Annotated in this window: 7 protein-coding genes; 5 read left to right on the forward strand and 2 right to left on the reverse strand. The window is 67.8% G+C overall.

From position 1 onward, the window contains the following. The first annotated feature begins 9 nt into the window (after window positions 1–9). From ACQEVZ_RS37635 to ACQEVZ_RS37645, 3 genes are read left to right on the forward strand one after another with little or no spacing between them, the layout of a single operon-like run. Window positions 10–1,005 (forward strand): branched-chain amino acid ABC transporter permease, encoded by a 996-nt coding sequence (locus ACQEVZ_RS37635; RefSeq protein WP_433375494.1) that lies wholly within the window; start codon window positions 10–12, stop codon window positions 1,003–1,005. Next, complete coding sequence (locus ACQEVZ_RS37640; protein ID WP_363399081.1) at window positions 995–1,984, forward strand: ABC transporter ATP-binding protein; 990 nt, start codon at window positions 995–997, stop codon at window positions 1,982–1,984. Before ACQEVZ_RS37635 ends, ACQEVZ_RS37640 begins: the two co-directional genes overlap by 11 nt. Beyond that, on the forward strand, window positions 1,981–2,781 hold the full coding sequence (locus tag ACQEVZ_RS37645; RefSeq protein WP_363399083.1) for an ABC transporter ATP-binding protein: 801 nt from the start codon (window positions 1,981–1,983) through the stop codon (window positions 2,779–2,781). The genes ACQEVZ_RS37640 and ACQEVZ_RS37645 overlap by 4 nt, the downstream gene beginning before the upstream one ends. A gap of 126 nt (window positions 2,782–2,907) precedes the next feature. Here the strand turns inward: ACQEVZ_RS37645 and ACQEVZ_RS37650 are convergent, their stop codons facing one another. Then, on the reverse strand, window positions 2,908–4,164 hold the full coding sequence (locus ACQEVZ_RS37650) for an ABC transporter substrate-binding protein (protein ID WP_433375499.1): 1,257 nt from the start codon (window positions 4,162–4,164) through the stop codon (window positions 2,908–2,910). Between the two features lie 235 nt (window positions 4,165–4,399). Here ACQEVZ_RS37650 and polA point away from each other — a divergent pair, with 235 nt between their 5' ends. Next, entirely contained in the window at window positions 4,400–7,093 is a 2,694-nt protein-coding gene (gene polA, locus ACQEVZ_RS37655; protein WP_433375502.1) for a DNA polymerase I, read from the forward strand. 604 nt (window positions 7,094–7,697) lie between these two features. On the opposite strand, the gene ACQEVZ_RS37660 is transcribed toward polA, so the two are convergent. Beyond that, on the reverse strand, window positions 7,698–8,507 hold the full coding sequence (locus ACQEVZ_RS37660) for a class I SAM-dependent methyltransferase (protein ID WP_344503469.1): 810 nt from the start codon (window positions 8,505–8,507) through the stop codon (window positions 7,698–7,700). Between the two features lie 162 nt (window positions 8,508–8,669). Between ACQEVZ_RS37660 and rpsA the strand changes: the two genes are divergently transcribed. Further along, window positions 8,670–10,268 carry a 30S ribosomal protein S1 gene (gene rpsA, locus ACQEVZ_RS37665; RefSeq protein WP_425552253.1) on the forward strand — a complete coding sequence of 533 codons (1,599 nt, stop codon included), beginning with the start codon at window positions 8,670–8,672 and terminating at the stop codon, window positions 10,266–10,268. Window positions 10,269–11,017 lie beyond the last annotated feature (749 nt).

The following is an 11,017-nucleotide window of genomic DNA, read 5'->3' on the forward strand; positions in this document are numbered from 1 at the left end:
GGGACGACGATGAACTGGGAAAGCATCTTCAGCGTGTCGCTGGAAGCGATCATCGGGTCCACCGCTATTGCGTACGCCCTCGCGGCCATCGGACTCAACGTCCACTTCGGCTACACTGGCCTGCTCAACTTCGGCCAGTCCGCCTTCCTCGGCGTCGGTGCCTACGGCATCGCGATCACGGTGGCGACCTTCGGGCTGCCGCTGTGGCTCGGCGTCCTCATCGGCCTGCTCGCGGCGGTGGTCCTCGCGCTGCTGCTCGGTATCCCGACGCTGCGACTGCGCGCCGACTATCTGGCCATCGTCACGATCGCCGCGGCCGAGATCATCCGGCTCTTCTACCGCGCCACCGACCTGCGCAAGTGGACGGGTGCCTCCGACGGCCTGCAGAGCTTCTCGCAGGACTTCTACGAGCTCAACCCGTTCGCCGGCACCAAGGGCATCGACCTCGGGCTCATCACGTTCACCGACCGTGAGCTGTGGATCCTGGTCGTCGGCTGGACCCTGGTGCTGCTCAGCTGCCTCGTGGTCTGGCTGCTCATGAGCAGCCCGTGGGGCCGCGTGCTCAAGGCCATCCGGGAGGACGAGGACGCCGTGCGCAGCCTCGGCAAGAACGTCTTCTCGTACAAGATGCAGTCGCTGGTCCTCGGCGGCGTCATCGGCGCCCTCGGCGGTTTCGTCTTCGCCCTCGACCGGGCGGCGGTCCAGCCGGACACGTACGGCACGGAGTTCACGTTCTTCGCGTACACCATCGTGATCCTCGGCGGCGCGGCCCGGGTCTTCGGCCCGGTCGTCGGCTCGATGATCTTCTGGGTCCTGCTGGTCTTCATCGACTCGGCCCTGAGCGAGGCCTCCAACAACAAGGTCTTCCCGGAGTGGTTCATGACCACCTCGCAGGCCGGCTCCGTCCGGTACATCCTGGTCGGTCTCGGCCTCATCCTGCTGCTGATCTACCGGCCGCAGGGCATCTTCGGCGACAAGAGGGAGGTCATGCTCGATGGACGTTGAGAACAAGCCCGACCGGGCCGCTCGGGCGCGAGCCGTGCAGGCCCTGGCCGGACTGCCGTGCGAGCCCGGCGTCCCGAAACCGGACCCGATCCTCGTCGCCGACAACGTGGTGCGCCGCTTCGGCGGCCTCACCGCCGTCGACGTGAAGCACGTCGAGATCCAGCGCGGCTCGATCACGGCCCTCATCGGCCCCAACGGTGCCGGCAAGACGACCTTCTTCAACCTGCTCACCGGCTTCGACGCGCCCGACGAGGGCTCGTGGACGTTCAACGGCAAGTCGCTGTCCGGCGTGGCGGCGCACAAGGTCGCGCGGGCCGGCATGGTCCGCACCTTCCAGCTCACGAAGGCCCTGTCCAAGCTCAAGGTCATCGACAACATGCGGCTCGGCGCCACCGGGCAGCGCGGCGAGAGCTTCTGGCGCGCGCTGCTGCCCGGCACCTGGAAACAGCAGGAAGCCGAGATCACCGCCCGCGCCGAGGACCTGCTCACCCGGTTCAAGCTCATCGCCAAGAGGGACGACTTCGCCGGCAGCCTCTCCGGCGGCCAGCGCAAGCTCCTGGAGATGGCCCGGGCGCTCATGGTGCAGCCGGAGATGGTCATGCTCGACGAGCCGATGGCCGGGGTCAACCCGGCGCTGACGCAGTCGCTGCTCGGCCACGTCAAGCAGCTGCGTGAGGACGGGATGACCGTGCTCTTCGTCGAGCACGACATGGACATGGTCCACGACATCAGCGACTGGATCATCGTCATGGGGCAGGGCGGCGTCATCGCCGAGGGCACCCCGGACAAGGTCATGGCCGACCCGCGCGTGATCGACGCCTACCTGGGCGCGCACCACGACGGCGCGGTCAAGACCGTCGGCGGCGAGGAGGTGGACGCCTCTACGCTGGACGAATCCGACGGCGAGGTGACCCTGATCGGCGCCGTCGACGAGCTTTCTGTTTCTCCTGAAGAAGACCCGAAGGGGGGACCGGCATGACCGTTCCGATCGAGGACGACGCCCCGGTCGCCAGCAACGAGATCGTCGACCGCGGCGACCACCTGGCACACGCCGACGGGGCGGTCCTGCGGGCCGACGACGTCGTCGCGGGCTACCTGCCCGGCGTCAACATCCTCAACGGCGCTGACCTGTACGTGCACGACGGCGAGCTCGTGGGCATCATCGGCCCCAACGGCGCCGGCAAGTCGACCCTCCTGAAAGCCATGTTCGGCCTGGTCAACATCCGCTCGGGGGCCGTGACCCTGCGCGGGGAGCACATCACCAACATGAAGGCGCACGCGCTGGTGGAGCGGGGCATCGGCTTCGTGCCCCAGACCAACAACGTCTTCGCGGCCCTCACCATCGAAGAGAACCTGCAGATGGGCACGTTCCTGAAGCCGAAGCGCTTCAAGGAGCGCTTCGACTTCGTGACGCAGCTCTTCCCGACCCTGGCCGAGCGGCGCAAGCAGCGGGCGGGGCTCATGTCCGGCGGTGAGCGGCAGATGGTCGCCATGGCCCGGGCGCTCATGATGGAGCCGACCGTGCTGCTGCTCGACGAGCCCTCAGCGGGTCTCTCGCCGGCGCTGCAGGACGAGGTGTTCTTCCGGACCAAGCAGATCAACTCGACCGGTGTGACGGTCGTGATGGTCGAGCAGAACGCCCGCCGTTGCCTGCAGATCTGCGACCGGGGATACGTCCTCGATCAGGGCCGCAATGCCTACACGGCGTCCGGTCAGGATCTGATCAACGACCCGCGGGTGATCGAGTTGTACCTGGGTACGCTCGCCCGCGCCTGAACCATCGTTTTTGGATTCCCGCGCCTGCCGGTTTGTTCTCCGGCAGGCGCGGGATTCTTTGTTGTGGCGCACGCATGGAAAAGGGCCCCACCGCTTCCGCGGTGAGGCCCTTTCGCTTTATTCAGATCAGATCTTGCCGGTCTGGTACTTCACGTCCGACGTGAGCTTGTTGTTCTCGTCGTAGGTGTAGACACCGATGGTGGCCTCGGCCGGGTCGCCGGCGTCGTTGAAGGAGATCGGGCCGCTCAGGCCGTCGAAGTCGATGTCCTTCTTCTGCTTGATCAGGTCGGCGCAGGACTTGAAGTCCGTGCACTTCTCGCCGCCCTTGGAGACGGTGATCAGGTGCTTCGCGATCTCGGCCGGGTTGTCGCTGCCGGCCTCGAGGGCCGCGAGGGCCGCGAGGATGGTGGCGTCGTAGGACTCGACGGCGTAGTTCCAGTCCTTCAGGTCCTTGTTGATCTCAAGGGCGCGCTTCTTGAAGTCGTCCTTGGTCGCGGCGCCGGGCTGGGTGCCCTTGAAGCCCTTCAGCGTGCCGGGGGCGAAGTCCTTCGAGTAGTCGGCGATGTTGCCGTCGACGAAGTACCACTTCTTGGTCTTGAGACCGGCCTCGATCAGCTTGGGGACGATCTTCTTGGTCTCGTCGAAGCCGATGATGGCGATGGCGTCCGGGTTGGCAGCCTTGATCTTCGCGACGTCGGCCGAGAAGTCCGCGGCCTTCGGGTCGTAGGTGACCGACACGGCGACCTTGCCGCCGCCGCTCTCGATCTCCGCCTTGGCGTTCTCGGCGAGGCCGGTGCCGTAGGAGTCGTTGAGGACCAGCATGCCGGTGGTGGCGTTGCCGTCCTGGACGATCAGGTCACCGAGGACGCGGCCCTGCAGCGTGTCCGGCGGGGCGGTCCGGAAGTAGAGACCCTTGTCGTTGTAGGTGGTCAGCGCCGTCGACGTGTTGGCCGGCGAGATCTGGACCACGCCCGCGCCGGTGATCTTGTCGATCACGGACAGCGAGACGGACGACGAGGCGGCACCGATGATGACGTCGGTCTTGTCCGTGAGCAGCTTGTTGACCGACTGGGTGGCGATGTCCGTGGAGGTGTCGCCCGAGTCCATGTGCTGGATCGTGACGGGCTTGCCCAGGACGCCACCGTTGGCGTTGATCTCCTTGATCGCGACGTCGACGCCCGCGAACTCCGGGGGGCCGAGGAACGCCAGCGAGCCGGTCTGCGGCAGGATGGTGCCGATCTTCAGAACGCCGTCGCCAGGGGCGGCACCGCCGGTGGTTGCGCCGGTGCTGGGCTTATCTGCATCGTCACCACATGCACTGAGTGCCAGGACGGCAGCGCTCAGCACGGCGACCGAGCGCCATGCGAGGTTGGGGCGGATCATCACCTGTCTCCTTTTTACAGCGCGGTAGGCGTGGTTGCGCCTAGATGCCAAGACGCTGATAGGGGCAGAACCTAATGAAACTCGGGTGCTGGCACTAGGCCTTCGGGGCAACACGCCCCAGGAAGTTGCGCAGTCGTAATCTTCCTGTTCGCAACCGTCGCGGGAATCGGTTTGTCGCGTCACGGCGCGGGGTCTCCGCGGGGAACTGTCATACCCCCCGACTAGGCTCAAGGATGTGACGGGTTCAACAGAGGACACCAGGCTCCTGCTGCTCGACGGGCACTCCCTCGCCTACCGGGCGTTCTTCGCCCTCCCCGCGGAGAACTTCTCCACGAAGACGGGGCAGGTGACCAACGCCGTCTTCGGCTTCACGTCGATGCTGATCAACATGTTGCGGGACGAGAAGCCCACGCATGTGGCGGTCGCCTTCGATGTGTCGCGCCAGACCTTCCGCCTGGAGAAGTATGCGGAATACAAGGCCAACCGCTCGACGACCCGGCCGGAGTTCTCCGGCCAGCTCGACCTGATCAAGGAGGTCCTCAACGCGTTGCGGATCCCCTTCATCGAGAAGCCGGGTTACGAGGCCGACGACGTGATCGCCACCCTCGCCCGGGAGGCCGCCGCGCAGGGCATCCCCACCTCGATCATCACCGGCGACCGCGACGCCTTCCAGCTGGTCACCGACCTCGTGACGGTGCTCTATCTCAAGCGCGGCGTCTCCGAGATGGACCGCATGACGCCGGCCAAGGTCGAGGAGCGCTATGGCATCCCGCCGTCGCTCTACCGGGCGAAGGCGGCGCTCGTCGGCGAGGACAGCGACAACCTCCCCGGCGTCCCCGGCGTCGGCGACAAGACCGCCGCCAAGTGGATCCTGCAGTTCGGCGACCTCGACGGGATCATCGCCAGGGTCGACGAGATCAAGGGCAAGGCGGGCGAGAATGTGCGCGCCCACCTCGCCGACGTCATGCGCAACTATGAGCTCAACGGGCTCGTCGACGACCTCGAGCTGCCGATCACCCCCGACGAGCTGCACTGGCGCGGCTGGGACCGAGAGGCCGTCCACCAGGTCTTCGACGCCCTGGAGTTCCGTATCCTGCGCGACCGGCTCTACCAGTATCTCGACGCCGTGGAGCCCGAGGCGGAGAGCGGCTTCGACCTGTCCGGCACGGTCCTGCGCGAGGGCGTCGGCGCCTGGCTCACCGAGCACGCGCCGGCCGGCACCCGCGTCGGCGTCGCCGTCGCCGGCAAGTTCGGCCGCGGCACCGGCGAGGTCACCGGCATCGGCCTCGCCGTCGCCGGCGGCCCGGCCGCCTGGTTCGACCCGACCGAGCTCGACGCCGCCGACGACGCGGCCGTGGGGGAGTGGCTCGCCGCCGCCGACCGGCTCAAGGTGCTGCACGACGTGAAGCCGGCCCGGCTCGCGTTCGGCGCCCGGGGCTGGGCGCTCGAGGGCGTCGCCAGCGACACCGCGCTCGAGGCCTATCTGGCCCGCCCCGACCAGCGCTCCTACGACCTCAACGACCTGGCGCTGCGCTACCTCAAGCGCGAGCTGCGGGTCGACGCCCCCGACACCGGCCAGCTCGCCCTGGACGGCCTGGGTGGCAACACGGGAGAGGCGGAGGAGAATCTGATGCTCCGCGCCCGCGCCACCCTCGACCTCGCCGACGCGATCGCCGAGGAGCTGCGGCGCGACGGCGACTCCTCCGCCCGCCTGCTCGCCGAGGTCGAGCTGCCGCTGGTCACCGTGCTCGCGGAGATGGAGCGGGTCGGCATCGCCGCCGACACCGACTATCTCAGCGAGCTGGAGTCGAAGTTCGCCAGCAACGTCAAGGCCGCGGCGCAGGGCGCCTATGAGGTGATCGGCCGGGAGTTCAACCTCGGCTCGCCCAAGCAGCTGCAGGAGATCCTGTTCAACGAGCTCGGCCTGCCGAAGACCAAGCGCATCAAGACCGGCTACACCACCGACGCCGAGGCACTGCAGAATCTGCACAAGCAGACCGAGCACCCGCTGCTGGCGCACCTGCTGAGCCACCGCGACTGGGCCAAGCTCAAGACCACCGTCGACGGCCTGCTCAAGTCGGTCAGCGACGACGGCCGCATCCACACCACCTACTACCAGACCGTCGCGGCCACCGGCCGGCTCTCCAGCACCGACCCCAACCTGCAGAACATCCCCATCCGCACCGAGGACGGCCGGCAGATCCGCCGCGCCTTCATCGTCGGCGAAGGCTTCGAGTCCCTCCTCACCGCCGACTACAGCCAGATCGAGATGCGGATCATGGCCCACCTGTCGAAGGACGAGGCGTTGATCGAGGCCTTCAACTCGGGCTTCGACTTCCACGCCGCGACCGCCTCGTCGGTCTTCTCGATCCCCGCCGACGAGGTCGTCCCCGACCAGCGCCGCAAGATCAAGGCCATGAACTACGGCCTCGCCTACGGCCTGTCCTCGTACGGTCTCGCCTCGCAGCTCGGCATCACCCCCGCCGAGGCCACGGTCCTCATGGAGGAGTATTTCGCCACGTTCGGCGGCGTCCGCGACTACCTGCGCCAGATCGTCGTCCAGGCCCGCCGCGACGGCTACACCGAGACCGTCCTCGGCCGCCGCCGCTACCTGCCCGACCTCAACAGCGACAACCGCCAGCGGCGCGAGATGGCCGAGCGCATGGCCCTCAACGCCCCCATCCAGGGCTCCGCCGCCGACATCATCAAGGTCGCCATGCTCCACGTGGACGCAGCCCTGCGCGAGGCCGGCCTGCGGTCCCGCATGCTCCTGCAGGTCCACGACGAGCTGGTGTTCGAGGTCGCCCCAGGCGAGCACGACGCCGTCGAGGCCCTCGTCCGCCAGCAGATGGGCGAGGCCTACCCCTTGGACGTCCCGCTGGGCGTCTCGGTCGGCTCAGGCCGCGACTGGAACGCCGCCGATCACTGATCCCCGTCCACTGACCGCTGTCCCACTGGCCCCTGACCTCTGACCTCTGATCGCGTCGTCTCGCACCGCCGGTGTCGCCCCGTCTACGGGCCGACACCGGCACCGAGCCGCTCCGCCGTCGTGCTCGCCTGCTCGCGTGCCTCCGGTTCGGCGGCTTTGGTCGGCTGCCTGGCTCGACGGCTCAGCTCGGCTGCTGGACTGCCGGCTCGACTTGGCTGTTCGGTCGCTGAGCGGCTCGGTATGACCGGGCCGGTCAACGCCCGGCTCCTCCACGCCCCGTGGACGACGAGGCGGTCGGTCGCCCTACCTCCTCGACTTTCCACGTTCCACCAACGGGCGGATCGCGGTCCACGTGCGCCCTCCGTCGTTCCGCTCGCCGCCTTCGCCCGTACGGTGGACCGCTCGGCGCCCTCGTCCTCCCGAATACCCGTCTTACGCCGATTTCGACGGGTCCTCTCTTCCGGTTCCACGGCGCTTGCGCTCGCGTGGGACCTTTCTTTCCGGTTTATCAGGCGCTCCGCGCCCGCTAAACCGGAAATATCAGCATTTTGTGGGGTTGGACCGACTCGCGGACTGCTGGCGCGGTGGCGCGGCCGAGGCGCGGTCAGGTCGGCTTGGTGGCGATGAAGATGGCGGTGCCGGGGAAGATCTTGCCGCGCAGGGGGCTCCACTGGCCCCAGGTGCCCTTGTGGTCGTCTGGCCACTCGGGCTCGATGAGGTCGTTGAGGACGAAGCCGGCCGTGACGAGCTCGCGGATGCGGTCGCCGAGGGTGCGGTGCTGCTCGACGTACGTCGGGACGTGCGCCTCGTCCTCCTCGACGTAGGCGCGGCGGTCGAAGTAGGAGTGCACCGCGACCAGGCCGCCCTCGCCCGGGTCGTCCAGGAACACCCACCGCATCGGATGGGTGATCGAGAAGGCCCAGCGGCCACCGGGGCGCAGCACGCGGTACACCTCCCGCATGACGCGACCGGAGTCAGCGACGAACGGCACGGCGCCGAACGCGGTGCACACGATGTCGAATACGCCTTCGGCGAACGGCAGGGCCGTGGCGTCGGCCTGCAGGAGCGGCACTTTTACACCCGATCGGGTGTTTCCGGCGGCGGCGTGCCGCAGCATGCCGGCCGACAGGTCGCTGGCGATGACCCGCGCGTCCTGGGTGTGCAGCCAGCGCGAGCACGATGCCGCGCCGCAGCCGATCTCCAGGACGTCCTTGCCGGTGACGTCGCCGAGCAGCCGGGCGTCGGCCTCGCGCAGGCCTTCCGGGCACCAGACGAAGTCGGCGTCACCGAGGAACGCGCCGTGTTCGGCCTGGTAGGCGTCGGCGTCAGCGTCCCACCAGCCCCGGCTCGCGCGGCGGCTCTCGGCTGGGTTCACTGCGCGTCGTGTGACGCCTGCGTCTGGTGACGTTTCCATGGACTGCAACGGTAGGCCCCGCAAAAGTCGGCGGATCGGGTCTGGGGGAGGGTTGGACCATGTGGTATTGCGCAGGGTAGGCTGATCGGTGCACTCGTGGGTTGTGCGCCTCGGCATGGAGCAGGCTCACGATCGTCTGACACATCCTGAGCTTCCAATGCACTGATCCTGCACTGCGACAGGCGGGTTGTGCCCCGACGATGGTCCGCGGGAGCGCAGGTCCACCGAAGTCACCCACCGACCGGAGCAACAACCCACATGACGAGCAGCATCGAGGCCACCTCGAGCGCCAGCAGCAACAAGGTCGTCGACGAACTCGCGTCCGATGAGGCGTTCCTCGCCGCGATCGACGAGACCATCAAGTACTTCAACGACGGCGACATCGTCGAAGGCACCGTCGTCAAGGTCGACCGGGACGAGGTCCTGCTCGACATCGGCTACAAGACCGAGGGTGTCATCCCCTCGCGCGAGTTGTCGATCAAGCATGATGTCGACCCTGCTGAGGTCGTGTCGGTCGGTGACCACATCGAAGCCCTGGTCCTTCAGAAGGAGGACAAGGAAGGGCGTCTGATCCTCTCGAAGAAGCGCGCGCAGTACGAGCGGGCGTGGGGCACGATCGAGAAGATCAAGGAAGACGACGGGATCGTTCGCGGCTCCGTCATCGAGGTGGTCAAGGGTGGTCTCATCCTCGACATCGGGCTCCGTGGCTTCCTGCCGGCGTCCCTGGTCGAGATGCGCCGGGTCCGCGACCTGCAGCCGTACGTGGGGCGCGAGCTCGAGGCGAAGATCATCGAGCTGGACAAGAACCGCAACAACGTGGTCCTGTCCCGCCGGGCCTACCTCGAGCAGACCCAGTCCGAGGTGCGCACCGAGTTCCTGCACAAGCTGCAGAAGGGCCAGGTCCGCAAGGGCGTCGTGTCCTCGATCGTCAACTTCGGTGCGTTCGTCGACCTCGGTGGCGTCGACGGCCTGGTGCACGTGTCCGAGCTGTCCTGGAAGCACATCGACCACCCGTCCGAGGTTGTCGAGGTCGGCCAGGAGGTCGAGGTCGAGGTGCTCGACGTCGACCTGGACCGTGAGCGCGTCTCCCTGTCGCTGAAGGCGACCCAGGAAGACCCGTGGCGCCAGTTCGCGCGCACCCACGCGATCCAGCAGATCGTCCCGGGCAAGGTCACCAAGCTCGTTCCGTTCGGTGCGTTCGTCCGCGTCGACGACGGCATCGAGGGCCTGGTGCACATCTCCGAGCTGGCCGAGCGCCACGTGGAGATCCCGGAGCAGGTCGTGCAGGTCGGCTCCGACGTCATGGTCAAGGTCATCGACATCGACCTCGAGCGTCGCCGGATCTCGCTGTCGCTCAAGCAGGCCAACGAGGGCTTCGTCGAGGGCGAGGAGCACTTCGACCCGACCCTCTACGGCATGTCGGCCACGTACGACGAGCAGGGCAACTACATCTACCCGGAGGGCTTCGACCCGGAGACCGCCGAGTGGATGGCCGGCTTCGAGAAGCAGCGTGAGGCGTGGGAGCAGCAGTACGCTGAGGCCCGCCAGCGCTGGGAGGCCCACACCAAGCAGGTGCAGACGGCCCGCCAGGCCGACGCCGCCGAGCCCGCCGCCACTGCCGCGGCCGGCGCGACGAGCAGCGGCCCGGTCACCTCGTCGACCCCGACGGCGGCTCGCGCCCCGGAGGAGCCGGCAGGCACCCTCGCGACGGACGAGGCCCTTGCGGCCCTGCGTGAGAAGCTGGCCGGCGGCAAGAGCTGACGGCTCGCAGAACATAGGAGAGGCCCCGTAGCCGGATTCGGCTACGGGGCCTCTCCCGTTCCCGCCGTTCCCACCAGGCACGGCGCTGTCCGCGGACCACACGGTCGGCTCCGGGAGGCCTTTGTTCGGCCCCGCCTTGTGCTTGGGCGTGGCGCATTCGGGCGCGCTTCGGCCGTGCCACGTACGGACTTCACCTGCGCGTCCACGGTGGCGTGAGTGCCGCCCGCGCCGCGGTCGTGGTGATGTTTCCCAGCCGCCGTCCTCACCTGGTCAGCGCACGAGAGCGCCACCTGGTGCATCCACGCCGTCGCTGGTCTTGCAGCCATCGTGGGGGCACCCGCTGGCGCGTCGGCCCGCATCGACGCTGCGCGATCCACTCACAATTCAGAGATCATTTTTGTAGGTGGATAGCGAAATATCTATGGCGCAAAAGGTGCAAATTATGGCATTGATCGACGTCTGTGTGGAGTCGTGAGTCGGGGTGGCGGCGCATCGCCCCAGACGGTGATCACCCCGGATGCCTCAGATCCACAGTCGCCGGCGAGGGCGAGGTTTAGCCATTCGAGGGACTTGCGCTGGTTCTGAGACCACCGGCGGTGTGGCAGCACTGAACGACGAAGCTGGATCCTTGTGAGGGCGGAGTCGGGGGGCAATACCGCCAACCCGCCCTGTGCTGCCCGCGTGCAGTCGGAGATGGCGACGGGCAGGTCCACGCCTGGGTGGGCAGCGCCTGCGGTGGGAGTGGAGCT

The sequence above is a fragment of the Dactylosporangium sp. CA-152071 genome, assembly GCF_050936335.1.
GTDB classification, from domain to species: domain Bacteria; phylum Actinomycetota; class Actinomycetes; order Mycobacteriales; family Micromonosporaceae; genus Dactylosporangium; species Dactylosporangium maewongense.

What these genes read in the sequence shown, in the direction of transcription:
- ACQEVZ_RS37635 (WP_433375494.1), top strand. Translation starts at nt 10, where the DNA reads ATGAACTGGGAAAGCATCTTCAGCGTGTCGCTGGAAGCGATCATCGGG.
- ACQEVZ_RS37640 (WP_363399081.1), top strand. Translation starts at nt 995, where the DNA reads ATGGACGTTGAGAACAAGCCCGACCGGGCCGCTCGGGCGCGAGCCGTG.
- ACQEVZ_RS37645 (WP_363399083.1), top strand. Translation starts at nt 1,981, where the DNA reads ATGACCGTTCCGATCGAGGACGACGCCCCGGTCGCCAGCAACGAGATC.
- ACQEVZ_RS37650 (WP_433375499.1), bottom strand. Translation starts at nt 4,164, where the DNA reads ATGATCCGCCCCAACCTCGCATGGCGCTCGGTCGCCGTGCTGAGCGCT.
- ACQEVZ_RS37660 (WP_344503469.1), bottom strand. Translation starts at nt 8,507, where the DNA reads ATGGAAACGTCACCAGACGCAGGCGTCACACGACGCGCAGTGAACCCA.